The organism is Paenibacillus sp. J31P190, from assembly GCF_059692075.1.
Map to the genome: position 1 here is coordinate 115,680 of NZ_JCAUAS010000011.1, position 23,760 is coordinate 139,439.

The following is a 23,760-nucleotide window of genomic DNA, read 5'->3' on the forward strand; positions in this document are numbered from 1 at the left end:
GTTCATATGGGTCAAGTATACTTGCTTGTTAATTAAAAACAAAGAGACTGGCATGATTTTCCGCCAGTCTCTCTTATGAAAAATTCGTTATACTCGGAGAATACCGTCCCTCGAAATGGTCAGCTTTTCATAACCATTTTCGGTAATCAAATACGTATCCTCTATGCCCACCACCCCGCGACCGGGGAAGGTGAATTTGGGTTCGATCGCGATGACCATGCCGGGCGCCAGCGGGTATTTGAAGCCTTTGGCGAGAACGGGCAGTTCGTCGATTTCGAGCCCAATGCCATGACCAAGGAATTTCACTTGGTCGGCGCCGTACCCCATGAAGTGGGCGCTTAGCCCCGCTTCCTGCACTTGATCCAGCGCGAGCAGATACAGATGCTCGGCGATAACGCCAGGCTGCAGCCTGGCTTCCGTGGCGCGGAGCACCTGCTCCGCCACGTCATAGGCCCGCTGCAGCTCAGGGTCTAGATCGCCGATCACGAGCGTGCGCGTCTGATCGATGAGATAGCCGTCGACCATACAGCCGATATCGACGAGAATCGGTTCGCCGCGCCCAATCAGCGCGCGGCCTGAGCTTTGCGGGCTGGACGGGTGAAGCCCAGTGCCCCCGGCCGGCCCGTCAAAATAGGTGGGCACCGCTGCCGCCGCGCCTGCCGCTACCATTCCGGTTATCAACTCGGAATTGTACGCGCGCATGCGCATCAGCCCTTGGTGCCCGCGCAGCCGAAGCTGATGCTCAATGAGCGCCATCAGCTCAAACTCCGCCATCCCCTCACGAATGTGGGGGATGACCGCTTCCAGCGCTGCGTCGACGACGCGCGCAGCCGATCGAATCGCCGTGACTTCGTCCGGCGATTTGATCATTCGCTGCTCGCGCACGAGCAGCGAGCCGTCCTCCCAGGCCGCGCCGGGCAGCGCAGCCTGCAGCCGCACATACAGCTGGACGGGTAACACGTCCAGCTCAGTCCCGATCCGCAGCACGCCCGCAGCCGCGGATCCACCCGCGCAGCGCGCGCGAAGACGCTCACCCAGCGTCTTCAAAGACCCCAGCGCTTCCACCGCCGCTGACGCTTCCTCCTCCGCTCGGACCAAACTTCGGCGTACGAGGTAAAGCGCGTCTCCCTCCGCCGGAATAAACAAATACCCCGTCTGCATCGATCCGCAGTAGTAATATATATCGACGTTGTTCGTGACCAAGAAGCCGGACCAACCCCGCTGAATCATCTCACGCTGCAGCGCCTGCTGCCGTTGCTGGAAAATAGTCATATGTATCTCTCCTCGTAACCCTGAATTCACACCTCACCCTCTCATTATACAATGAAATAACCTGGTCAAAACACCATCTCCGCCGAAGACTTAATCGTCCACGTAATCGGCTGCAAAACCGTATAAGTCCGCGGAAACTCCAACCGGATGAACATAATCACACCAGGTCGATCCAGCGTTACAGAGTAGCCATTTCCCGCATTCACATACGTATAAGGGAATACCTCATTATCATTAATAATCTTAAATAATTCCACGACAACCCTGCTGCGCAAAAACGTATTCGGCAGCGGATCATTCGCCGTATTTAATCTCAAATTAGCTTGCAAATATTGCATGGCCACATCTCTGGCCTTCGTCTCATCAATACTGTGAATACCGCTTGCCAGCTTTACTTGATCACTTTGCTGGGCTGCCGCATGCACAGAGTTATTCAATGTATGCTTCCCGTGAAAAAGCGTATGCATCGCCAATTCCTCGTCCGTTTGCAGCCCATATAGCGACATATACACGACACTCATCAAGACGATTAAAAGCAGTTTATACAAGATATCACCTCAGGCCCTCAAGGCACATACTCACTCATCTTCATGCCTGTTGCCCCCATACGATCTGATCCGGAAGGAACCGTAATCCCCACAAGCTGATCAATGACAAAAAGTCGATGATACGGATACGTCATTTTTAAACTCAATCCCGTTCCTCGCCAAACGGGCATCCCTGGATCCATTCCCCCGACCCCCGTAGTCGTATTTACCGTGTAAACGAGATCTCCCGGAATGAAGCCTCTTTCCGCCATCCGATCCCTAGACTCCTGAATCATAGTGCTATTAATATAACCGTGTCTGCCATTAGCACCGATTTCAAGCAAATAATCGACTTCTTTTTGCAAAACAGCCTGCCGAACAATAATGACATGCTTATAAACCGGTGCAAACATAAACCAACAAAGCATCGTCGCAAATAAGATAAACACCAAAATCTGCTTCATGGGTTAATCCGCTCAATCGTCCCATTGATCCTTGCGCCGCTGTTGCTTACTTGCTTCCGAGTACCTGTGCTGCCGCCAACCACACTGTTATATATGACAATCACCACCATAATCAACATCACCGTAACGAGGATCGATCTCACAGCAAATCTTCCTTCATTATGGCCTTAAAGCCGTTATATCCGTATTTGCCTGCGTTCCGTGCGTCGAAATATTCCGCCTCATCCCTGTCGATCCATCATTAATAATCGATGTAAAAAGTAATGCCACAACAATTAGCATCATAACTGTAATCAAAATATTTCTCATAACTTCCCTCTCCCCTTAGTTAATCGCATTAAATAATCGCTGACCTTCAGCAATCCACGGGTACATGAATACCCGAAATGTGTTCAAAATCGGCAATCCTGCTAATACAAACAAAAGATAAGACACGGTTTCTTTTTTACTATCTCGAACCAGTTCCATTTTTTCTTTGTAGTCCTGAATTCTTTGCTTCAACAACTCGTAATAGCTGCCATGCTCATTCAGCCTCAAAGCATTCAGCGTTTCCCCAAAGCTGTGTGCATCGTCTGTCCCTAGTCTGATTTTAAAATGGTTAATAGCCTCCTCCGAGCCTTGATACCATTCATTCAACATCAATTGAAAGTGCGACCGGATGGAGCGCGTTTGTGAAACACATAAAGATAGCTTGGCATGTAAATTCAGCCCAGAATCGTTGTAATAGAGAAGATGATGACTAATCACGTAAATCTCTCGGACTATTCGATGCGATCGTTTTTCCTTTAATTGAGCCAGCACCTTTTTGTCAAAAACCAAAAAAATGAGTAAGCAAGCAGTCCCCACCATGACATAAATCGGCTGTATATACAAAGTAAGCATCGGATACTCCAGAGCTAAATACCCAACAGCACCGAGCATAAGTGCGCCACCCATCCCTATCCTTCTCATACCTTCATAAAGGTTAGCATTCATCCAAATACCGCACCCCAGCAGCAGTTGGCGCTTTTCCTCCACGATTTTCGTACTCATACCTAAGCATGTAAACATCCATGAAGGAAGTTTTGTTTCTTGCAGTGCTCTTTTGACATGTAGTGATCTCCATCTCTTCTTACGTGCAGGCATTTGCATCAAAAAGTGATAAAAAACAGTCATGAAAAGAAGAAAGAGCAGCAAATTAGAAACCATCTGCAGATTAGCTAGTTGCGTGCTTTCAATAATCATGGAAGTAAATCCCTCACATTCTTCGCATTGATAAGTACATGCCCATTAGAAACGAGATGAAAATGAGGAGAAGCGCATCGAGAATCATGTTTCGCCCGCCAGGGTCAACAATATAATAGAAATAAGCGTTCTCCGTGTTTACCTTGAAATTAATAAATAAGAATAAGGCAAGAAACAATATGGGCGTAAAATTAGCAATACGTATCTCTAGAAGTCGATTTCGTTCCAACTGATCGAATCGCTGCGCTTTCCGCATATCGACAATCAAATCCTTTAAGCTTTCACCGACAAAGCTCCCTTCCGTCAAAGCAACACGCATGACACCGACAAAATAATCGGCCCATGTATGGCCCAAAGTGAGTGAGAAAATGCGTAAGCTCTCCTCCGTATCCCTTTGCGTCATGAGATTACGATATAATTGTTCAAATACGGGCTTGATCGGATAAAGAATTCGATTCTCTTCTAAACAATATTTAAGTGCCATTTTCATATTTTTATTTGGATCCACCATATAGTACTGATAAAATACTTCAACGGCCGGAAGAAACTCCAATCGGGTTTGCAGTCTGACACTGACAAGCTTCAACCGTAGCAGCATATAAGGAAGTGAAACACAGATAGAAGTAACGATAACGACCCCTTTTAACGTCTGAAAAAACAACGTCCCCGCCAATAATCCGACTAAAAACAAAACGAAACTGACTGTCATAATGCCTCGCATGCTCATTTTGGATTCGACGGATTCCATCATTTCCTTTATATGCTTAAATAAAGAGCTCCTATTTCCCAAATATTCGCTGAATCTAGCGACGAACGTGGAGGTTTTGACATAATGCAGCCTATATCTGGCTTTGCGTTGTCGGATAAGTACGTGTAAAAGCGATTGAATAAGTACAAAAACTAAAACAAATAACAACAAGAGAAAGACATATTTGGCGAAAATCATGATTAATACTCGCCTTCTTTCTCAATAAATCCGAGTTCCCTCAACAAAGCAAGCCCCTCTTTGTCGTACTTAACGATTTTCCGCGATGCATGATGCGACAATTTCCCGGGAAATGTCCATTCATCTGTCGACTTGTCATAAACTGCGAGATCCGTGACGCAAACCTCCTCATTTTCATAGCGATATTCGACGATTCGCACAATCTTTCTTTTTCCATCAACGACAGCCATCTCCATACCGATTTGTGTCACAAACTCTGTAATCCGTTTTGTTAGTCGAAGTGGATTCATCCCCCTGCCATCCAGCATACACATATCTGTAATCGCATCAGGCACATCCTCAAGTTCACTCACATGAACCGACGTAATACTGCCCTCGTGCCCCCGCGTACAAGCCCTCACATAAAGGTTCGCGTCATCGTCCCGAATTTCAGCATGACAAATGCGCTTTGGCGATTGCCTCAATGCCAATTTAAAAGCTTGCAGCCCAGAATGCCGCGGATCTTCCTCGTCAATTTCGTATTCGACGATATTTTTATGCGGAAAATCTCGCTTTAAATTCAACTCGAATCTCGACTCGATCGTAATAATTCGTTCATTATCGTCCATTTCGGCAATAATCGCTTTGATTAAATTTGTCTTCCCCGAGTTGGTAGGACCGATAACCACCATATTAAAATAGGATCGGATCAAGATCAGAATCAGCTTTTCCATCCTTTTATCCATCGTGGCTAGTTCAGCAGCAGCAAGGGACGCCAAATCAAACCGCTTAATCGTATAAAAGCGAATCGTTAATGTCGGTTCAGCCGTGAACCCGAACCCCGTCATCGTAACGCGGGATCCGTCCCGCAGCACAACCTCTGCCCATCGCTTCCTGGGATTCAAAGTGTCATTGTTAAAAAGAACCAAATTCTGCTGAATCCTCTCTAATTCACGAACAGAAGGCAACGAATAGGCAGACGGCATTGCCATCCCGCCGCGCACTTCAAAAATCTGTCTCCCCACAACCTGTATCTCTTCAAGTCCCTCCTTATGCTTTAGTACAAGTTCAAGAACGTTCAGCCCAATAATCTCTGCAAAAATGGCTTCAGGTAAAGTCGTATAACCACTCGTCCTCGGAGGCACATCCGAAAGCCTTCTTTTCGAAACCAGATCATGGATAATCGCAAGAAGCTTGCCTCGATCCTCCTCATAACCAAGAATCGCACGATTCAACGTCTCGTTATACAGCTGCTTTTCGGCCTCAGTCCTGCCCTTCATCGAAACAAGTTCGCTTCGAATATCCTGTACCCATTGGTTAAAAAGAGCACCCCCCTGCATCTGCAGTTCAGCTCTTGGACTTCCCTCGCCATCTTCCTCTTCTCCCAAAGAGTCCAGAGTCCGCCCGCCCTGCTCTGCCCCAGAACCTGATCTCACCGAACCATATTCTGATCCTCTTCTCTTTTCCTGCTCAGTTTTTGGAGCCAAATCAGCTACTGCGCCCTCGCTTTTGCGTTCATGCATGTATGTAATAATTGAAAACCTTTCCTCACTCACTCCCTTCACCTCTTCCCTACTTAATTTAAGTTGCAGCACGTCTGCCTGTTATGATCTTTTGCAGCCATGTTACTTGTCGTAAACTCACCTTCCTTGGCAGCTTATAGTAATCTATGAATTTTCGAGAAACCGCCCTAACCTCCTCATGCATGGCGTGGGTCGGCACGAACATGTCCAACAGTTTGCCTTGATTACAACGAGAAAGCGCATCAGCATGCCGAGATACTTGACCTATCAGATGCAGCTGTGTTTCCTTGCGAATATCTTTAATCGTGAACTCGCTATGCTTGGCATGCCGATCCGTTTGAACAGCCATTAACTCAAACCCATCCGGCTGAAGACCAAAAAAAGCGCCAACCTGCCTGATCCACCTCGAAAAATCCTCTTGAAAATGAGCGATATCCGCTGTCGTTACCACAATTTTGCTATCTGCTTCCAGCAGTCCACAAACGGTCGCCGCATTGTCCCAATAAGCGCTTACTTCTATGATGCATACATCAAAAGTGCCCCGTGCCACACGCAACAAATGAATAATCTCCGATGGCGTAAAAAACTCTGCCTGTTCTCGAAGCATATTCCCATATAGGATATGCAGCCCCTGTGCCTCTTTCGGCTTATCGCATACCTGCTGCAGCCTTTCCGGTGTGAGACTTTGCGCCTTCAGCTCCGCTCTCAGACCATCCAACGTAAAAACATGCTCATCTCGGCCTAAATAACGATGAAGTTTAGAACTTTTTAGATTAAGACACAAATATCCGACTTTCATTGATGTCTCTAAGGCTAGCGCGTGTGCTACACCAAATGAAGCTAATGTCGTACCTATATTCGGCGTTGAGCCGATGAAAGTAATTAGCTTCCCTGACGATTGTTGATTCGCATGATCTACCCCAGAACCATCAACCCAAGCCCGAATATCGTCAGCAATAACAGCGGTGCTGCGCCCTGGCTGGACATAATCAAGCCTCATCAGCTTGCACATTTTTAAATATTTTTCATTAATGGAAGCGTCGTGATAGTTCGAGAGCAGAACAATAATTTTTAAACCTGTGTATTGCTGCTGTAACTCCGAAAGGAACTCTTCAAAATCCCCAAAATCCATCTCCCGATCCGAAATGATCGTATGCGAATAAGGCATCTCCGTTAATTTACCTCGTAAATCATCCGCAGCCGAACAGATCATCCAGTTTAACGGTTTCGAATAAACCACATTCGTAATCTCATCAATTAATCGTTGATCCGTTGATAGCAGTCCTATATGCACATCTCTTACCTCCCTTCATTCCTCGCTGTTCACATACACCTTTTCATTCTTCTGCCTTCCATCTTACTCTCGTTGAATCTCCTACCTTCGTTCCCCCACATTCCACCTTACTCCCCCTTCATTCCCCCTCCAAAATAGAAGAGGAACTGAACGCGATGACTAACTTCGCTTTCTTCGAGCTGCATAATTGATCAATCTGAAGCCACTCACTCTCCGCTAAGTTAAGGTTGATCTGGTCGATAGCGCCGTTCGCTTCCAATCGGGAAGCATACATCTTTTCCTTATCGCCTTCCACCTTGGATAGCAGATTAGAACTCTTCGGGTTGTCCACCTCCACATTCGCCGAGGACTTCACGGAAGCAACCGTAATTTCCTTCTCATCAAAAAGCCTGCGCGAGCTGCCATCAGCACCCGACACGTAAATACGCACCCGATCCCCGGCGCGAATACCATTTGAAACCGATAACAAATATTCCTTGGGAATTTGAAAAGTAGCCTGCTGCTCATTGGGGAGCAGATGATAACGATTCACCTTCCATTTCAAAATAGGCTCCTGCTTACCAAGCGGTATCAACGTCTCCTGCCCAACCACCTCCGTCAGCTTCGTCATCATGCCTTCTGTATAACTGCCCTTCTGAACAGCTCTAAATTCCACCATATCCTCACGAATCAAGACACCGGCCCGAATAAAATCCTTCGGAACCGCAACCTGAACAGTCTGCTGCAGCTCGACCTGATTCACTTGCATGACATACACCCCATACACAAGCAAACCCGCCATAACCGCAGCTACTAAACTAATAAGCAGGCTTCTCCTGCGATTCAAAACCTCACCCCCTTTTTCTCGCAAAAACAAAAAAGAACGCAAACCCCGGATATAAATCCGAAATCTGCGTTCTTCGCAAATCAAAACAATCTTGATATAAAGTTCATAAGCTATAACCTAAAAGTATCACATAAACTTCCATTTTTCAACATATATTTACAAGCTGTGGTGATTAGGGGATTACCCCTGTCTAGGCACTATTCCACAATCAATCATTCGGAATTGTAGATACCACAGAAAAGGCTCTATCCAACATATGCCTTTCTCCATCCCGATGCCGAGCCTCTCCAAAGTGTCATATGACATTTCTGCACTAGATTTAATTACTTAGAGACCTTTAAGATACAGCTATTACTGTAGAAATTGTTGTCCTGAAAGGAAGTCGTTTATGAATATCATGGCTATTTTGCAAAAAAAAGAAGTGCAGCGATTTGCGGTACTAGCATTGTTTTGCCTTGTTCTATTTTTTATTCGCAGTATGCTGAACCTTGTTCTACTGACCTTTTTGCTGACGTATCTGATGAATCGGCTGCACCAATACAGTAAGCGATGGATCGAAAAAATTGTTCCGGTCAACTCCAAATTTCTGCTTGCGCTTATCTATGCTACCTTTCTAGCACTTTTGATTCTTGCAGGTGCAAAATTTTTCCCCGCCCTGGTTGGCCAAATTGCCCAACTGTTCGAACTTGTCAATCAGCTCTATGACAAACCTCAAAACGAAGTGGCAGGCTACGTAACCGCTTGGTTGGATAGCCTCGACCTTCCGAGCATAGTGAAACCGGGGTTCGACTTTATGATCAAAATCGGCAATCTCGGATTTCAAGTCTTTTTGGCCTTAATGCTAAGCCTTTTCCTGCTTTTGGGCAAAGAGAACGTCATTCGATTCACAGCACAATTCCACACTAGCAAGCTGGGCTGGTTCTCCAGAGAAGTTGAATTTTTCGGTAAAAAGCTCGTTCAGACGTTCGGCAAAGTGATCGAAGCCCAGCTGCTGATCGCCTTGATCAACTCCCTGATGACGACCTTCGCGCTATGGCTGATGGGCTTTCCCAATCTGATCGGTTTGGCCCTACTTATCTATGTCCTGGGGCTTATTCCAGTGGCAGGCGTCTTTCTATCCCTGATTCCATTAAGCATGATTGCGTTCAGCTTGGGCGGTTTCACTTATATCATCTACCTAATTATTACTGTGACGATTATTCATACAGTGGAGGCCTATGTGCTCAATCCCCGGCTGATGGCATCCAAAACGCATTTGCCCGTCTTCTACACCTTTCTCGTTCTGCTCTTTTCTGAGCATTTCATTGGCATTTGGGGATTGATCATCGGCATTCCAACCTTTGTTTTTTTACTTGATATTCTGGATATTCAAAAAATCGGAAAAGCCCAAACTTTCCAACACCTGTAAAAGTAGAATGGAGCGTGCTCGCCATAACTTTCCTACAAGACATCATTATACAATACGGATACATCGCCATTTTCTTCAGTTTGGCTCTTGGTATTATTGGCTTGCCTGTCCCTGATGAAATCCTAATGACGATTGTCGGCTATCTCTCTTCTCTTAGGCTGCTTCTTTTCCCGATATCCCTTGCAGTTAGCTTCTTCGGGGCCATGACCGGCATGCTGTGCAGCTATGCCCTTGGGCGGAAATTCGGCAAGCCGCTGCTCTGGAAATATGGAAAATGGATCAAGCTTACGACAAAAAGGCTGGAAAAAACGGAGACTTGGTTCAAGCACCACGGCCCTTGGGCCATTTGCATTGGCTACTTCATTCCAGGCCTCCGCCATGTAACCTGTTATTTGGCAGGAGTAAGCGCTATGAGCCCACGAAAATATTTGCTCTACTCGGGAGTAGGGGCTTTGGGTTGGTCCCTTATTTTTATTTCAATCGGGTATTTCCTCGGAGCATCCGTCGATTTTTCCAATTATCATGCTTCACTTCTTCGATTGTTCTTCTAGCGACACTGTTTTGAGGCAGACTTTTGGATTACGGCTATTAAATAGAAGGGTTGATGAATCATTTATGAAAAAAAAGATCATTAGTTTCATCCAAAATGGCTACTTCTTGCTATTTACTTTTGCTACAGGGTTATTTTACTTTTGTTTCTTTCTAGTTACCCTTACCTTAGGTTTAGGTCTTTCATTTACAGTGGTAGGCATTCCACTACTCACCCAAGTACTGCGAACCACGCCAACTTTCGTACGATACGAACGTATACAAACGAAGATTTATACCGATATCAACACTCCGCCCTACGAACGGGAAATAAGACTATATGCGTCTTTCTGGGAGCAAGCCAAAGAGGAGCTTCAAGATCCCCGCAACTGGATCTCTATCTGTTGGTTGATGTTGAAATTTTTAATTGGACTTCTTTGTCTCCTAAGTGCAACCATACTCTACGTGACGCCTCTTTTGTTTATCCTAGCTCCGTTGTTATTTCCTTTTTTAGACATGCACATCATTGGAATACCGATAGATACATTCACGAAATCTCTTCTTGTATCGGTAGTGGGGATTCTTCTTACTTTTGTGAGCGCTTGGCTAGCAAATGGGTTGGTACGGCTGATCGGCGGTTACACACGTCAAATGATTAAAAGTTTAAACCAATTCCACGATTAGCTGAGAAAAGTGTCGTTTGATAATAATTTGTTCTATACTGGTTAGGAAACAGCAAGAATATGAAGGTTTAGTAGGGGATGATAGACTTGTTTGAAGCTGTAAAACAGTGGTTTTGGTATGACTGGATTATGCTCATATTCCGACTTATTGGTAGTAGTTCTCTCATGGTTACCACCGTGCATTTGCATGCTGAAATACCGCTGCCGCTGTGGGCTTTGATTTTTTGGCAGATTATTGCTTTTTCTGTTCCTTGGCTTTGTTTGTTGCTCAACTATAAGTATTATCTACTTACAGAAATCATTTTTTCTGGCGGACTAATCTTGTATTTAACTTCTTTGTTCCCGGAAGCTTATCTCTCATTTCTGACATATGCTTTCCTGATTGCAGTGAACAGCGCTCACCAATCCTATCGTTGGTCAGGGCCCGTCACGATCTTTCTCATACCTCTTTTCATAAATTTGCTTTCTCATCAAAACAATTATTGGATCATGATGAGCCACATCGGACTCGCTTATGCCATTGGGTTTGCCTTTCATTTACTGGTGGTCAATCATCGGCAAAGTGAGGTCATCCGTGAACAGAATACTGTTTTAGAACAGTATTTGTCCCAAATCGAACGCATCACACTAGCTGAAGAACGCAATCGGCTCTCCAAGGATCTTCATGATACGGTTGGACATTCCTATACCTCTATTATCATGGGATTAGAAACTTTGCGTCCGGAACTTTCTATGGAAGCCGGGGAACAGAAGCTCGATTCTCTGTTGAATTTAGCTCGCAAGGGCATGAACGAAGTCAGAGGATACTTGCATCAATTAGAGTCACCGCAGGAGACGCTTCCGCTGCTTCAGTCGTTGCAGCAATTAGGAGAAGAATTTCAAGCACATGCCAAAGTGAGCGTTCGCTTCCGAACTTTTGGTGAAGAGTACCCGTTACCCAAGCAAGCCAAAATGGCTTTCTTTCGTTGCTTGCAGGAGTCATTAACTAACGCTGTGCGTCATGGACAGTCTACGGAAATTACCGTTTCATTGCAATTTGAGCAGCGGCACACTAGACTTGACGTGCAGGACAATGGTACAGGGAGTGAGAAATGGCAGGATGGTTTCGGCTTGAACGCGATGAAAGAGCGAGCCATGAATCTACAAGGGCAAGTCTCTGTTTATATGGAGCGTGGTGAAGGAACACTGGTTACCTGCACATTGCCAAGGCAAGTGGAATTATCGGATGAAGTTATTCGCTTACTGATCGTCGATGACCAACCCTTCATCCGGGAAAGCCTGCGGACCATTCTCGAGGAACACAAGGATTTGCAAGTGGTGGGATTAGCCGAGGATGGCGAACAAGCCATTGAGTTATGCGAGCAGTGTCAGCCTCAGTTGGTGCTCATGGATTTGGACATGCCCCACATGGATGGGATTTCAGCAGCAAAAAAAATAAAGCAAGCATGGCCTCACATCCGCATTTTGATTCTGACCACGTTTCAGGATACCGAACAAGCCCTGGAAGTTCTGCGAAGCGGAGCACACGGTTACTTATTGAAATCGATTGAACCGCGTGAGCTTGCTGAAAACATTCGTCTTGTCTATCGCGGGGGCACACTGATTGATCAGGAGATGTCGCATAAATTGTTTGAGAGGCTCGAAATGGATAAGAGTGAAATCGAATTATTTAAAGCGAAAACAATCGAGAACTACGACCTGACTCCACGCGAAATTGAAATTTTACAGCTTGTATCCAAAGGTCTGCGTTATAAAACCATCGCTTCAAAATTATACTTATCTGATGGCACAGTGAGGAACTATGCCTCAACGGCCTATATGAAACTAGGCGTTCGTAACCGGGAAGAAGCTATACAGAAGGCATTGGAAGCCGGATTTCTCTCATAAATCCTGGCTTTCTATCCTTACCTTCTCATTTACTGAGCGAACCTACATATGGACCTGACCAGAAGATTTGGCTCTCGGTACGACATCTCTAATCCCCCTCGCTTCCTTACCCAGCAGCTCATCCGTGCGCAGACATTTCAAACCCTTCATTTGAATTTCTTCCAAAACTTCCTTCAGTACTGCTATCATGTGCCGCGGTGCTTCTTCATCTGCTCCAAGTGTATCACCGCTATCGTGCAGAACGACGATGGAACCAGCTTTAATCCTTTTCAACAAGGCACGCTTCATTTTTTGTGCGCTGACCGACGGTTTCCAATCTCCTACAATAACCGACCAAAGTGCGATCCGATAAGACTTTCTCATCAAGAGGAGATCTCCTAGATTGAGAAGCCCCCAGGGCGGTCGGTAAAAGGTAGGCCGCTCCCCTGTGATTCGCTCAACAATGTCAGCGGTACGATCTGCTTGCTCCCGTTTACTCTTCCATGGGGACAAAATCCAGTTGGACGTATGCGTATAGTTATGAATACCAATTTGGTGCCCCTCCCGATGCATGAGCTGAATCAGCTCCTGGTGTTTTTCGGCCTTGCTGCCTAGTACGAAGAAGGTGGCCTTTACTCCATGCTCTTTTAATAAATCCAGCAATTTAGGCGTATAGCAAGGGTCAGGACCGTCATCGAAAGTAAAGGCAATTCCCTTCGCCACCTTTCCCTTGGAGTGAACGCCCCACCTACATATTCGGGTAAGAATAAAAGGAACGATCATATAAAGAATCATCACATATATGGATAAATGAATGAACTTCTGTATCATGAGATCGCCTCTTTCTTCCCTTGACTCTGCAAATCCTGGTAACTATCAAGAGGTAATGGTTTTGAATCCTTTTTCCGTACCGTAAAACGTTCCTTCAGAGACTGTTTGCTTATCACCAGCATCACGGGAGATAACTTCCCGGTGCTTTGCACGACTCGCTGTTTCCCTTCCGGATGCAGCATACGAAGAAGAATGCGAAGATAACTCGCATAAAATTGTTGCTGCCATTTGGACTCGATGGGATGCTGTTCAAACCCTATTCCGTGAATGATCCCCCGGTGAAGCAGCGTAATCCCGGTTAAAGCCTGAACTTTCACCAGTTCCGGATTGCTATCCAGCTCCTGACTTATTTGCTTGATTGCAAGGCGAAACAAGCGTGCAGTACTCAACCCTGCTCGATCGGCACCGACCGTACGTGTAAGCTCCAGTACCTGCCGATTATCCAGATGAAGTTCGCCCACCCAATCTCCGGCGAGTATCCGACACCCATCTTGACATATAATACTTTTTCCGCGATGCTGCCTGACCACCAATTTACATATGCCATATCCCCACACAGACTCGCTTCGAAATCTGTTTAAGAAGTCAAAAACGTGCTCCCACATCATCCAGAGGGACTGTAAGGATGTTTTCATAAGTGACGCTGTCATGATCTCTTCCCACTCCCGTTTAATATACATATTCTCCTTATTTTCTAGCATAACCTTCAACTAAACGACGCGTATGGTTCCCAATCATCCTCACCAAGCCATTACCCAAATAAGGACCGAACCATATAAGGATTGCACCTGCTAGCATGACGTAGAACGAGTCGCCAAGCGTTCTGATTTCCATCCCTAAGAATGAAAAATAATCTAACAGATTCCATACACACAAGACGGGAGCAACAAAAAACAGAAGTTTCTCAGGTGTTTCCGGATACTTTGGTTTATGTCCATCTCTTCCTCACTCATTTAGAAATCCCTTACAACTCTTATGCTAGTTCTTGTGATGTAAAATCGGCTAGTGCCATAATGTCATATGACAGATCTACTCGATGAACGTTGTCGATTTAAGGGTTTTTACATACCAAAAAACACCCTATCGTCTAATTCCGGGAAGGAATGTAGAAGGTAGGGTGCTTGTTTTCTAAGCTGCGGGGATAGTTGGCATAGACTAGGCTTTCATGAATCGATCACCAGCATGGATAATTCTTACTGCTCGATCTCACAACACTATCCCTTCACTCAGAATTGCATATACGTCTGCAATCTATTTTATCCCGTTAACTTTCGATTGTTAATTGGATGAAATTTTCCCTGCAGACATTTCTGAGCTTTGGGGATAGTGAGGATATGCTTGGCTTTCATGAATTAATCCCTCGGCATTGATAATTCTTACTGCTTGGTCTCACAACACTATCCCTTTCACTCAGAATTGCATATACGTCAGAATATATTCCATCCCGTTAACTTCCGGTTGTTAAATGGATGAAATTTTCCCTGGAGACATTTCTGAGCTTTGGGGATAGTCGGCATTGCCTCTGGATCACAAAGCTAGCCTTGCACTTCCGCAAGTGTAGGGAGCGCAGGAATCGCTCCCCTGCGCGTCGTCGTAATTGCGCCTACGCGGTTGGCGAAGGCGAAAACCTGTTGGACCGCTCCTGTTTCAGCGAGCACGTCAACAATAGTAGCTGGTGTAGCGCCAAGCGATACCAGCTGATAAAGCATGCCGCCGACGAAGCTGTCGCCGGCGCCAGTCGTATCCACGGCTGCCACAGGCGTGCCGGGGATGACAACATCCTGCCGTGCAGTCACGACACGGCAGCCTTCAGGGCCTAAAGTGATGATAATCACTTTAGGTCCGCGCTGCAGCAGCTGCTGCGCACCTGTGGTCGCGTCAACGCCGAGGAGGAATTCGACTTCCTCCTCGCTGACTTTGACCACATCCGCAAGCGGAAGCTGCGCAAGGATTTCTGCCCGAGCTGCGTCAGCGCTCGGCCACAGCGCCAAGCGCACATTGGGGTCGTACGACACCAATGCGCCAAGTTCTCTCGCTCGTCGCGCTGCGTCCAGCGTCGCGGTGCGGCAAGGCTCGGCGATCAGCGATACCGAGCCGAAATGATAGACCGCGGCGTCTTCCAGCCACTGCGCCTGGACTTCGTCTGCGCGCAGCAGCATGTCCGCCGCCGGGTCGCGGAAAAACAAGAAATCGCGCTCTCCATCCGCGCGTAATGAAACAAACGCCAGACCGGTCTTCGCCTCATCGGTCTGCACAACTGCCGTATGCACGCCAACTTCATCAAGCGTGCGCACCAGAAAATCGCCGAATGGGTCACGGCCGATTTTACCGATAAACCTTGCGTCGCCGCCCAGTTTGGCGACCGCCGCAGCAACATTGGCCGGTGCTCCGCCCGCCGCCCGCTGGAAGCTCGTAACGTCAGCCAACGCTTGCCCGTTCACCTCCGGTACGAAATCTATCAAAAGCTCACCCAAACATACGATACACGTTTTACTCATTGTTCCATCAATCCCCTTTAATTTGATATCCTAATGCGTTCATCACATAGGTGATTGTTTGCTCAATTAACTTCTGCGTATCCGGCCGCTCCTCTGTAAACAAAAACTCAAAAAACTCCCTCTGTTTATAGAAAAACATCGAGCCAAGTACAAACATAAGCGTGCTATCTAAGGATTCAAAATGATAAATCCCTTCCTGCCTGCCTTTTTCCAAAAACTCTCTTACCTTTTTCCATATGGGATAAACCAGCTCTCTTATCTTCTCAACACGAGGGCTTATCGTAATGATCTCCATCTGTAAAAGAGTATTTAACTGAGGATCCGCCGTTCTGATTTGAATAACTTCTCGTATAATTGTTCGGATACCAATGACTGGGTCCTCAATAGCAAAGAAATCATCTAGCTTGTGAATCGGAAAACACTGCTTAAATATCTCATAGAAAACGCTCTCTTTTCCACCAAAATAATAGGAAACCAGAGCCACATTGGCCCCAGCTTCCTCACATATTTGACGAACACTTGTCGCATCATAACCATTCTTCGCAAACAGCTTCTTAGCTGCCATAAGAATTTTCATTTTCATCTCTAATTCTTGCTCAGCCATTTTATCAACGCCCTTCTCGTACTTGAACTAAGCGGTTTGTGGACGTTGTTCCATAGTAGGTACTGCTTTTGCCTTTTTCACAGACACAACCAAAATATCCATGACTAGTGCAACTCCGGCAATAAGAAACAAGAAACTAACTTCCTTTGCAACACCTGGTCCACCAAACAAGATATTCATTAACCCATTCACTGCATAGGTAGCTGGGAAAGCATTACTGATTGTATGATAAAAATGCGACAAAAGCTCTCTTGGCACAATAGCGCCAGAAGACACCAATTGCAAGGACAACATCGCGATGTTAAATAGCATACCTGCGTTCCCAAACAATGTCAAAAACATTTGAGCGACGAGCGCAAAGGTGAGTAAGAATAAGGTTTCGAACGCCCAAAGGGATAAAAAGCCTTTCTCCACATGCCCGCCCAAGGCAACGACCATCGTTGTACTGATCAGTCCCACTACAACAACCGCAATGATAGTCACAACGATTCTTGCAGTCATTTTGCCAATTTTATTAACAGATGCACCGAGAATATTTGTAGATAAATTAAAGTTCATTCCCATGATCATCGTACCCACAATAGAAGCAAGCACGAGCATCATAGGAAGCATTTGATTCGGCATATCCTTTACTTTATTTGTGCTTTGAATGTCAGAGGTCACCTTATTTGCAAGTCCTTGCGCGATTTGACCTGCTTGCTCGGCTGGCAGCTTCGGATTCATCTGTGTTAGAACTGCTGATGCCCCAGCTGCTACAGCCTCTTTGTTAACAGACGCCGTGACATTCCCGGCTACCGCTTGCATCACGGACTTCGTCATAGAAGAGTTAGACTCATTAATTGTATAGGTAATGGGTACCGTCTGTCCTGGTGTTTGAAGCTGTTTAGAGAAATCAGCCGAAATATGTATAACCATCTGAACTTGACGATCATTTAACAGATTTTGTGCTTGTTCATTAGTAGTCACTAACTCCGTTTGAAAAGGAAGATTGCTTTGCAGGTTTTGAACAATTTTGCTCCCTAAGCCTTGATCTTCATTGACGATCGCGATCTTTAATTGGCTCGTATTATCGGTTACTCCCTTATAACCCGTCATCCAAATTAAGCTAAATAACAACTGAAACGTAATGGCTGTGATAATCCCGACCTTCGTCGTTGCTTGTTTTAGAAATGCACCTAGTGCTTGGTTCATTTTAACCACTCCTCTTTGTTAAACGATTGTTTAAATTAAACGTTTGTTTAAATTATAGGGCGGAGTTAAAAAGCTGTCAAGATATTGCCTATTTGTTGCAACGACCGATGATTGTTGCTGTTATCGTCGGTCGGTTATTAAGGTTGTTGAGAAGAACCTGATGTCATAAATGACAAAAACCTCCCCCCACAATTTAGGCGGTATTTAATGAGATAATATTGATGGTACCCGACACAAAATAAAAACACTGCTATTTTTTCAATAGGCAGTGTTTTTATAAAGTAATTAAAAGCTTACTTCCAGAACCAGAAAATCAGAAGCAGCATCGTAAAACGAACGATCTCATATGAAGTATCTACGGCCACAACGAGCCAGCTTTTGAATTGCCATACTTTTTTACCGACCGTGAATGGAAGCGTAAAGCCGGCAGTTAGCAGCATGGTAAACCAGAAAGCACTCGACAAACTGTTTCCATCGTAACCGAAGGCTTCCCCCCCTGCTCTCCAAAGTTCCAAGCAGGCTGCGAATGCAATCGAGGTTATGAATAAGACAAAAATATAAATCACGAAAGATTGAATCTTGCCTGCCGAACTTGCCTCTTTGGACAAGTCCATGCCCTCGTACATACGCTTCTGATAAGGGTGCTTCCAAATAACCGCCATCCACAAAAATCCAAGCACTAAAGATAAAATGCCTGTTACTAAGACTGCCCAATAATTGATCCCTTGCAACAACATTCAGATACCCTCTTTTTTTGATATTTTTTGGCATGATCTCTTGCCGTAGTAATACGAAACCAATAGGTTTCCAATTAGATTATATACAACCATTTGGTTTCATGTCAAACCCTAAAAGCAGCCAGCTACTTTACTACGCAATCATTTTTTTGATCTTTCTTTCTCTAATGTACGACTTCATGTAAAAAACCACTTTCCCAAGGCTTATGCCGTTGGCGAAAAGTGGTTTTGCAGGTAAATATGATGAATGTGGATTAAACCGCTATTTCAGCGATAATCTCTTCTTCCAAAGATAATTGGATTTGATCCCAAAAAGCTCGTATCTGATACTGATTGAACAAAAATTGCACGATGGCTTCATGCAGATTCCCTTGGGTAAGGATTTGACTACGACCTTCGGCAAATATTTCAGCCGAGAAGCCCAGATCCTCGTCCCACATCAACTCAACATCAACATCATTTGGCTTGAGACGTTTGCGTTCCGCCATATACAAGCAAATCGCATTAACGATTTCTTGTTCCGTTAACCGCATGCTTTTTACCTCTCCTGATCGTGATTCAACTTTCTTCTTTGTCTAAAGAAAGATACGATTTTTTTAATAACAACTACCAAGACAACAACGGCAAGCACGTTCACTAATAACCCAAGTATATGACCAAGTGCTCCCATGCTTCCAAATAAGCCTCCGAACAATAGACCAGCCATTCCCCCGATTAATAACCCTTTCATTAAACCGCCGCTGAAAAATCCAGGCTTTGCTGCTGGTCTTGGAACGCCGGGCGTTTTTGTCGTCGAATTACTCGGTTCGTTTTTAGAGACGTTATTTGTAGGCGCTTTTTGTTGATCTGTAGGTGTGTAACTTTTGCGCGGCGCTTTATAAGAAGATTTCGCTTCTACCAGCGTTGGCACGGTAAAGGAGAAAACCAACATACTTGCCATAATCAGCATTACTATTTTCTTGAACATCGTGTCATGACCCTCCAGGTGTATAGTTAATATGAAAGTTTTATCAAATTCGTCCCATTCTATACGTTTCACTCGAGAATTCGTTTCAAAGGTTCCGCCAACACTGAACAACAACTTACAGATATTCGTTATTTGATTTCCAAGTTTATGGCTCCTAAGTCCACTCCGAATATAAAAAAAAGTAATCCACTCCGGTTGAAAGTCCCCGAGGTGGATTACTTTTTTACTGATGATCAGCGAATTAATATTTACAAAACCCACGTGTAATAATAACAAGCAAAATGAACAGAACGAGAATACTTCCTACTGAGTTATAAGAGCTGACTTTAGCTACAGGGTGATGCACAACCGGTTTCGGGAAAACATACGATGTTTGTTGATAGGATGCGTGCAAGTGGATATCATTGTGGACCGGGCTTTGCATCATAGGAGCTTGCGGCTGAACCGATAGCGGCATTGGGGCTGGCATAGGCATTGGCATTGGAGTTGGCATCGGCATTGGGGCTATCGGGTACGTTGGAGCTTTTACATATTCCATGAAAGAGCACCTCCTCAAAGTTTTCCTTTAGGAAAACTTTCATCATAAAATTAAATGGCCTTTAACTACTTGTTTTCGTTTAGGTTGGGTGAATAGCTTACAACATCAGTCTATGGGGGAGCACCTACCTTGAACACGGTAAATACCCAGATCCAAATAAAATGGTTATGTGTCATGGGCGAACGAGCATCCATGTTCCCCTAACCCTCAAAAAGGTAACTTTTTCGATAAATAGCGAAATCATAGTTCCTCTTAGCTCATTTTCAACTAAAAAAAGACTGCTCCTCGGGCGGGAGCAGTCCTTTCATATTTACACATATGGATTGTTTTCACGTTCGAAACCAATCGTTGTTTTGGCGCCATGTCCGGGATACACAATGACATCGTCATCGAGTAAAAACAGCTTATCTTGGATGGAATCCAGCAATACGTTGTTATCCCCTCCGAGAAGGTCCGTTCGACCTACTGACAGTTTGAACAGCACATCTCCACTGAACAGGTGCTTCTCGTATAAGAAGCTCACACTTCCCGGTGAATGACCGGGGGTATGGAATACCTTAAGCTTAATGCCAAGAAACTCGAGCGTTTGGCCTTCGTCTAGCGCATATTCAGCCCGGTCCGTTTCAATCGGAGCACCTAGGTCAGGCCAGCGTGCTGAGCCGTTTTTCTTCGGATTTGTCAGCCAATCGGCTTCTAAATCGTGAATATACACGGGGCAGCGTTTGAGCTTTCGGATCTCATCGACCCCACCGATATGGTCAAAATGAGCATGCGTGAGGAGAATCGCTACAATATCCAAATCGGCAATCTTTTTGATAAGTGATTTAGGATTCATGCCAGGATCTATGATAATGCCTTTTTTCGTTTCTGGATCAGATAACAAATACGCGTTTGTACTTACCGGTCCTAGAACAAAAGATTCAATTTTAATCATATGTATGCACCTTAGAACGACTCGATTAATTCACGAAGTTCCTTCACAATAACAGCATGATATCCGTTACCTTCACCATATTGACGGCCCATTTCGGCTCTGGCTACTTGAATTTTTTCGCTATAATCTGCCGCTTCACGATCTGGATTTTCTTTTTTGAATTGATTCATAACAGCTTGCACGTGTTCAGGACGCGGACCCCATTGTCCCAAAACAAAACCGCCTGTATCTGTAAAGATAACAATTGGAATCGCACGACCGCCACCCGTCAGGAACTGGTCAATCACGTCGTAATTTTGTTCCATGATAAGTACTTCCGTAGGAATACCGCTGTTCTCCAGCGCCTTGAATACGACAGGAATGTTGCGAACAACGTCGCCGCACCAATCCGCAGCAACGATCAGACAGCGCAGATCATCCCGGTTGTTTAGAGAATCAAAATACTCCTTATCGTCTTCATTATTCCATTCAAATCCATTGTAATAAGCTAAAAATTGTTCTTGATTTTTCTCCATGCTGTCAATGAACTGTTGCGGCTTTAAGCCCGTACGTAGTTTATTTGCTAGATTCTTACTCATCGCTAATCATCCTCCATTTTCGTTTTTCGTTTCTTTTATTGTAGCAAATGCAAGCGAAAGCTCCAAATCTTTGTGGCTTATATCTTCGCTTTTCTTTTCAAATATAATTGATAACCCACATACAAGATTGTTAAGACAATCGCAGCGATAATTAATGGCTTAATGTAAGGTCCTGCGATTTCGTCAATCGTTTCCCAGTTATCTTTGAGCTTCATGCCCAAGTAGACATAGAGAATAGAATATGGAATTAGTGCTAGACCTGTGTAGAGTGTAAACTTACCTAGCGGCATTTTGGCCATACCGCCGGGAAGGGATATCGCATGCCGGACAATAGGAATGAATCTAGCTGTGAAGATCATGCCTGTCCCATAGCGGTTAAACCACGACTCGGCAACATCAATATGATGCTTGCTGATAAGTAAATATTTGCCGTACTTCTCAAGGAAGGGTCTGCCTCCGTAGCGTCCGATCCAATAGAGCACCACTTGTGCTAAGGTACCGCCGATTACTGCGCAAATAATAGCGCCTAAAAAATTAATTTCGCCTTTAGACACCAGATAGCCAGCGTAAGCCAAAAGCAGTTCGTTAGGGATAACTTCCAGCATTAATCCGAGGAAAATCCCCCAATACCCAAGCCCTTCCAAATAAAGCAGTACATTGTGAATCAACTCACTCATCCATGAAACCTCTCTCCACTTAGAATATCCGTTTCTAGTCTATAAAACATTCTATCACAGACGGGCTCCTATCAACCAGTTTCACGCTCTTTTTGCGTTAAAAAGTAGGATATAATGTGCTCCTTGCAAGCTTGTACGGGTGCACTTAAGTCTTTACCAGTGCGATGAATGAGCCCATGCTCTAGCAGAATTGTTTTCTCCAATTGCAGTCTCAACAATTTGCCTGATTGAAGCTCTTCCTGAACGGATGTTAACGGCATTAAGGAAAGACCCATTCCAAACATCATGGTCTGTTTAATCATTTCCGTGCTGTCGAACTCCATGGCTGTAAAGGTGGCTAACCCTTTGTCTGCTAAGACCTGAGAGGCCATCGATTGGTAAATGCAGCGGCTTCCAAAACCGATTACCTTGGTATCCGCTATCGCTTCCCAACCATCGTTCTCCATCCGACTTACCAATGCAGGAGCCCCTACCCATACCAATTCATCTTGGATAAGAGGTATAAAAGTAAGATTGTTAGCTTTCGGGTCGCGTGGAACAATACCAAGGTCAACGCGGTACGCAGACACTTCTTGGATAATATCGCGTTGAAAGCCGGTTTCCAGCTGCAATTGAATCTGAGGATACTGTTCAAAAATAGTAGGCAGCAGCTGCGGGAAATGCGGTACGCAAAAGGATTCAAGCGCTCGGAGCCGCACCACGCCTTTGGGTTCATGCAAGCCAGTTAATTTATCTTGAAGGGATTCACCAAGCTGTAGGTATCGATACGCATAAGGGGCAACTTCTCGGCCCGCGTCAGTTAATTCTACGCCTCGGGGCAAACGCTTAAACAAAGCTTGACCCAATGTTTGCTCAAGCTGATGAATATGCATCGTAACCGTAGATTGCACGTATCCGAGCTTAAGGGCTGCCTTGCTGAAGCTTTTCTCCTCCATCACCGTGATGAAGGTTTTCATGCTGCGCCCGTCCATATGTTCAAGCATTGTCCGCCACCCCTACCTATCGGATTATCGAATATCTACTATCACAATCATTCATTATTCAAATGATTCAACTCATGATACCATGAGAATTAATAATGGAAAAGAGGTGTACACAAGCAATGAATAGCCCTGCATCATTCCCCAAAGTATTCACTCTGCTCATCCCCGGAATCGGCGGCTTTCTCGCCATTCTGATTTGCAGCTTACTCGGCGATTTCGCCCGAGTCGCGCTGCTTATGGCGCCCTTCGGCGCTTCCTGCGTCATCGCCTTCGCGCTCCCGCAGAGCCCGCTCGCGCAGCCCCGCAGCCTCGTCGGCGGCCACCTGCTGAGCACGCTCGTCGGGCTCTGCGCGCTCTCCGCCTTCGGCGTCCACGCGTGGAGCCTTGCCCTTGCCGTTGGCGCCGCCATCACGCTTATGCAGCTGACGCGCACGCTGCATCCGCCGGCCGGCGCCGACCCGCTGCTCGTGATGCTCACGGGCGCGGGCTGGGGCTTCTTGCTCACGCCGGTGCTGCTCGGCGCCGCGGTGCTCGTGCTGGTTGCCCTCGTTTATCACCGGGCAACCCGAACCCATTACCCCACAGCATGGTGGTAATTAGAACCCTCACTTGAACAGAGGCTTGAACTGTTCATCAGATCATAATCATGCGCTGACAAGCCTCCGCATAAGATGTACAAGAA

28 protein-coding genes are annotated in these 23,760 nt (G+C 45.5%); 5 read left to right on the forward strand and 23 right to left on the reverse strand.

What is annotated here, in order from left to right:
- Positions 1 to 87: 87 nt before the first annotated feature.
- The 10 genes from AC58U0_RS20105 to AC58U0_RS20150 all read right to left on the reverse strand — a co-directional run bounded on the left by AC58U0_RS20105 (position 88) and on the right by AC58U0_RS20150 (position 8,055).
- A complete protein-coding gene (locus AC58U0_RS20105; protein ID WP_497380760.1) occupies positions 88 to 1,272 on the reverse strand; it encodes a M24 family metallopeptidase in 1,185 nt (394 codons plus the stop codon).
- 65 nt (positions 1,273 to 1,337) lie between these two features.
- Positions 1,338 to 1,820 (reverse strand): hypothetical protein, encoded by a 483-nt coding sequence (locus tag AC58U0_RS20110; protein WP_497380762.1) that lies wholly within the window; start codon positions 1,818 to 1,820, stop codon positions 1,338 to 1,340.
- 17 nt (positions 1,821 to 1,837) lie between these two features.
- Positions 1,838 to 2,263, reverse strand: a complete 426-nt coding sequence (locus tag AC58U0_RS20115) for a hypothetical protein (protein ID WP_057307832.1) — start codon at positions 2,261 to 2,263, stop codon at positions 1,838 to 1,840.
- The gene (locus tag AC58U0_RS20120) at positions 2,260 to 2,406 is read right to left on the reverse strand and encodes a hypothetical protein (RefSeq protein WP_164484208.1); all 147 of its coding nucleotides are present in this window, start codon (positions 2,404 to 2,406) and stop codon (positions 2,260 to 2,262) included. The genes AC58U0_RS20115 and AC58U0_RS20120 overlap by 4 nt, the downstream gene beginning before the upstream one ends.
- A gap of 16 nt (positions 2,407 to 2,422) precedes the next feature.
- Positions 2,423 to 2,572, reverse strand: coding sequence for a hypothetical protein (locus tag AC58U0_RS20125; RefSeq protein ID WP_164484210.1), 150 nt, complete (start codon positions 2,570 to 2,572; stop codon positions 2,423 to 2,425).
- A gap of 15 nt (positions 2,573 to 2,587) precedes the next feature.
- A complete protein-coding gene (locus AC58U0_RS20130) occupies positions 2,588 to 3,487 on the reverse strand; it encodes a hypothetical protein (protein WP_497380765.1) in 900 nt (299 codons plus the stop codon).
- Between the two features lie 13 nt (positions 3,488 to 3,500).
- On the reverse strand, positions 3,501 to 4,433 hold the full coding sequence (locus AC58U0_RS20135; RefSeq protein WP_497380767.1) for a hypothetical protein: 933 nt from the start codon (positions 4,431 to 4,433) through the stop codon (positions 3,501 to 3,503).
- Positions 4,434 to 4,435: 2 nt separating this feature from the next.
- Positions 4,436 to 5,968, reverse strand: coding sequence for an ATPase, T2SS/T4P/T4SS family (locus AC58U0_RS20140; protein ID WP_497380769.1), 1,533 nt, complete (start codon positions 5,966 to 5,968; stop codon positions 4,436 to 4,438).
- 25 nt (positions 5,969 to 5,993) lie between these two features.
- Positions 5,994 to 7,229, reverse strand: a complete 1,236-nt coding sequence (locus tag AC58U0_RS20145; protein ID WP_497380771.1) for a CpaE/TadZ family protein — start codon at positions 7,227 to 7,229, stop codon at positions 5,994 to 5,996.
- A gap of 118 nt (positions 7,230 to 7,347) precedes the next feature.
- Entirely contained in the window at positions 7,348 to 8,055 is a 708-nt protein-coding gene (locus AC58U0_RS20150; protein WP_497380772.1) for a CpaB family protein, read from the reverse strand.
- 388 nt (positions 8,056 to 8,443) lie between these two features.
- On the opposite strand from AC58U0_RS20150, the gene AC58U0_RS20155 reads away from it, so the two are divergent.
- The 4 genes from AC58U0_RS20155 to AC58U0_RS20170 all read left to right on the forward strand — a co-directional run bounded on the left by AC58U0_RS20155 (position 8,444) and on the right by AC58U0_RS20170 (position 12,561).
- Positions 8,444 to 9,463, forward strand: a complete 1,020-nt coding sequence (locus AC58U0_RS20155; RefSeq protein ID WP_497380773.1) for an AI-2E family transporter — start codon at positions 8,444 to 8,446, stop codon at positions 9,461 to 9,463.
- A gap of 23 nt (positions 9,464 to 9,486) precedes the next feature.
- Positions 9,487 to 10,014: a DedA family protein gene (locus AC58U0_RS20160; protein ID WP_497380866.1), complete on the forward strand. Its 528-nt coding sequence runs from the start codon at positions 9,487 to 9,489 to the stop codon at positions 10,012 to 10,014.
- Positions 10,015 to 10,078: 64 nt separating this feature from the next.
- Positions 10,079 to 10,675 carry a sensor domain-containing protein gene (locus tag AC58U0_RS20165; RefSeq protein WP_497380775.1) on the forward strand — a complete coding sequence of 199 codons (597 nt, stop codon included), beginning with the start codon at positions 10,079 to 10,081 and terminating at the stop codon, positions 10,673 to 10,675.
- An 86-nt stretch (positions 10,676 to 10,761) separates the two neighbouring features.
- The gene (locus AC58U0_RS20170; RefSeq protein ID WP_497380777.1) at positions 10,762 to 12,561 is read left to right on the forward strand and encodes a response regulator; all 1,800 of its coding nucleotides are present in this window, start codon (positions 10,762 to 10,764) and stop codon (positions 12,559 to 12,561) included.
- 42 nt (positions 12,562 to 12,603) lie between these two features.
- Here the strand turns inward: AC58U0_RS20170 and AC58U0_RS20175 are convergent, their stop codons facing one another.
- The 13 genes from AC58U0_RS20175 to AC58U0_RS20235 form a co-directional block, all read right to left on the reverse strand.
- Positions 12,604 to 13,371, reverse strand: a complete 768-nt coding sequence (locus AC58U0_RS20175) for a polysaccharide deacetylase family protein (protein ID WP_497380778.1) — start codon at positions 13,369 to 13,371, stop codon at positions 12,604 to 12,606.
- Positions 13,368 to 14,051: a YkoP family protein gene (locus AC58U0_RS20180; RefSeq protein WP_497380779.1), complete on the reverse strand. Its 684-nt coding sequence runs from the start codon at positions 14,049 to 14,051 to the stop codon at positions 13,368 to 13,370. The genes AC58U0_RS20175 and AC58U0_RS20180 overlap by 4 nt, the downstream gene beginning before the upstream one ends.
- 855 nt (positions 14,052 to 14,906) lie before the next feature.
- The gene (locus tag AC58U0_RS20185) at positions 14,907 to 15,869 is read right to left on the reverse strand and encodes a PfkB family carbohydrate kinase (RefSeq protein ID WP_497380781.1); all 963 of its coding nucleotides are present in this window, start codon (positions 15,867 to 15,869) and stop codon (positions 14,907 to 14,909) included.
- 7 nt (positions 15,870 to 15,876) lie between these two features.
- Positions 15,877 to 16,473 (reverse strand): TetR/AcrR family transcriptional regulator, encoded by a 597-nt coding sequence (locus tag AC58U0_RS20190; protein WP_497380782.1) that lies wholly within the window; start codon positions 16,471 to 16,473, stop codon positions 15,877 to 15,879.
- Positions 16,474 to 16,500: 27 nt separating this feature from the next.
- Positions 16,501 to 17,664 (reverse strand): YhgE/Pip domain-containing protein, encoded by a 1,164-nt coding sequence (locus AC58U0_RS20195; protein WP_497380784.1) that lies wholly within the window; start codon positions 17,662 to 17,664, stop codon positions 16,501 to 16,503.
- A gap of 293 nt (positions 17,665 to 17,957) precedes the next feature.
- Entirely contained in the window at positions 17,958 to 18,401 is a 444-nt protein-coding gene (locus AC58U0_RS20200) for a DUF1761 domain-containing protein (RefSeq protein WP_497380785.1), read from the reverse strand.
- A gap of 254 nt (positions 18,402 to 18,655) precedes the next feature.
- On the reverse strand, positions 18,656 to 18,934 hold the full coding sequence (locus AC58U0_RS20205; RefSeq protein WP_497380786.1) for a DUF2653 family protein: 279 nt from the start codon (positions 18,932 to 18,934) through the stop codon (positions 18,656 to 18,658).
- A gap of 5 nt (positions 18,935 to 18,939) precedes the next feature.
- Positions 18,940 to 19,368, reverse strand: coding sequence for a hypothetical protein (locus tag AC58U0_RS20210; protein ID WP_497380787.1), 429 nt, complete (start codon positions 19,366 to 19,368; stop codon positions 18,940 to 18,942).
- Between the two features lie 241 nt (positions 19,369 to 19,609).
- Positions 19,610 to 19,906, reverse strand: a complete 297-nt coding sequence (locus AC58U0_RS20215; protein WP_497380788.1) for a hypothetical protein — start codon at positions 19,904 to 19,906, stop codon at positions 19,610 to 19,612.
- 310 nt (positions 19,907 to 20,216) lie between these two features.
- Positions 20,217 to 20,840, reverse strand: a complete 624-nt coding sequence (locus AC58U0_RS20220) for an MBL fold metallo-hydrolase (protein ID WP_497380789.1) — start codon at positions 20,838 to 20,840, stop codon at positions 20,217 to 20,219.
- Positions 20,841 to 20,851: 11 nt separating this feature from the next.
- Positions 20,852 to 21,418 carry a thioredoxin family protein gene (locus tag AC58U0_RS20225; protein WP_497380791.1) on the reverse strand — a complete coding sequence of 189 codons (567 nt, stop codon included), beginning with the start codon at positions 21,416 to 21,418 and terminating at the stop codon, positions 20,852 to 20,854.
- A gap of 77 nt (positions 21,419 to 21,495) precedes the next feature.
- Complete coding sequence (gene uptA, locus AC58U0_RS20230) at positions 21,496 to 22,095, reverse strand: undecaprenyl phosphate transporter UptA (protein WP_497380792.1); 600 nt, start codon at positions 22,093 to 22,095, stop codon at positions 21,496 to 21,498.
- A gap of 71 nt (positions 22,096 to 22,166) precedes the next feature.
- Positions 22,167 to 23,078, reverse strand: a complete 912-nt coding sequence (locus tag AC58U0_RS20235; protein WP_497380794.1) for a LysR family transcriptional regulator — start codon at positions 23,076 to 23,078, stop codon at positions 22,167 to 22,169.
- 119 nt (positions 23,079 to 23,197) lie between these two features.
- On the opposite strand from AC58U0_RS20235, the gene AC58U0_RS20240 reads away from it, so the two are divergent.
- Complete coding sequence (locus AC58U0_RS20240; RefSeq protein ID WP_497380795.1) at positions 23,198 to 23,674, forward strand: HPP family protein; 477 nt, start codon at positions 23,198 to 23,200, stop codon at positions 23,672 to 23,674.
- The last annotated feature ends 86 nt before the right edge of the window (positions 23,675 to 23,760 follow it).

Excerpts from the sequence above, each read along its gene's own strand:
- AC58U0_RS20105 (WP_497380760.1), bottom strand. The coding sequence starts at position 1,272 with ATGACTATTTTCCAGCAACGGCAGCAGGCGCTGCAGCGTGAGATGATT.
- AC58U0_RS20115 (WP_057307832.1), bottom strand. The coding sequence starts at position 2,263 with ATGAAGCAGATTTTGGTGTTTATCTTATTTGCGACGATGCTTTGTTGG.
- AC58U0_RS20125 (WP_164484210.1), bottom strand. The coding sequence starts at position 2,572 with ATGAGAAATATTTTGATTACAGTTATGATGCTAATTGTTGTGGCATTA.
- AC58U0_RS20130 (WP_497380765.1), bottom strand. The coding sequence starts at position 3,487 with ATGATTATTGAAAGCACGCAACTAGCTAATCTGCAGATGGTTTCTAAT.
- AC58U0_RS20135 (WP_497380767.1), bottom strand. The coding sequence starts at position 4,433 with ATGATTTTCGCCAAATATGTCTTTCTCTTGTTGTTATTTGTTTTAGTT.
- AC58U0_RS20155 (WP_497380773.1), top strand. The coding sequence starts at position 8,444 with ATGAATATCATGGCTATTTTGCAAAAAAAAGAAGTGCAGCGATTTGCG.
- AC58U0_RS20165 (WP_497380775.1), top strand. The coding sequence starts at position 10,079 with ATGAAAAAAAAGATCATTAGTTTCATCCAAAATGGCTACTTCTTGCTA.
- AC58U0_RS20175 (WP_497380778.1), bottom strand. The coding sequence starts at position 13,371 with ATGATACAGAAGTTCATTCATTTATCCATATATGTGATGATTCTTTAT.
- AC58U0_RS20180 (WP_497380779.1), bottom strand. The coding sequence starts at position 14,051 with ATGTATATTAAACGGGAGTGGGAAGAGATCATGACAGCGTCACTTATG.
- AC58U0_RS20185 (WP_497380781.1), bottom strand. The coding sequence starts at position 15,869 with ATGAGTAAAACGTGTATCGTATGTTTGGGTGAGCTTTTGATAGATTTC.
- AC58U0_RS20190 (WP_497380782.1), bottom strand. The coding sequence starts at position 16,473 with ATGGCTGAGCAAGAATTAGAGATGAAAATGAAAATTCTTATGGCAGCT.
- AC58U0_RS20195 (WP_497380784.1), bottom strand. The coding sequence starts at position 17,664 with ATGAACCAAGCACTAGGTGCATTTCTAAAACAAGCAACGACGAAGGTC.
- AC58U0_RS20200 (WP_497380785.1), bottom strand. The coding sequence starts at position 18,401 with ATGTTGTTGCAAGGGATCAATTATTGGGCAGTCTTAGTAACAGGCATT.
- AC58U0_RS20205 (WP_497380786.1), bottom strand. The coding sequence starts at position 18,934 with ATGCGGTTAACGGAACAAGAAATCGTTAATGCGATTTGCTTGTATATG.
- AC58U0_RS20210 (WP_497380787.1), bottom strand. The coding sequence starts at position 19,368 with ATGTTCAAGAAAATAGTAATGCTGATTATGGCAAGTATGTTGGTTTTC.
- AC58U0_RS20215 (WP_497380788.1), bottom strand. The coding sequence starts at position 19,906 with ATGGAATATGTAAAAGCTCCAACGTACCCGATAGCCCCAATGCCGATG.
- AC58U0_RS20220 (WP_497380789.1), bottom strand. The coding sequence starts at position 20,840 with ATGATTAAAATTGAATCTTTTGTTCTAGGACCGGTAAGTACAAACGCG.
- AC58U0_RS20225 (WP_497380791.1), bottom strand. The coding sequence starts at position 21,418 with ATGAGTAAGAATCTAGCAAATAAACTACGTACGGGCTTAAAGCCGCAA.
- uptA (WP_497380792.1), bottom strand. The coding sequence starts at position 22,095 with ATGAGTGAGTTGATTCACAATGTACTGCTTTATTTGGAAGGGCTTGGG.
- AC58U0_RS20235 (WP_497380794.1), bottom strand. The coding sequence starts at position 23,078 with ATGCTTGAACATATGGACGGGCGCAGCATGAAAACCTTCATCACGGTG.
- AC58U0_RS20240 (WP_497380795.1), top strand. The coding sequence starts at position 23,198 with ATGAATAGCCCTGCATCATTCCCCAAAGTATTCACTCTGCTCATCCCC.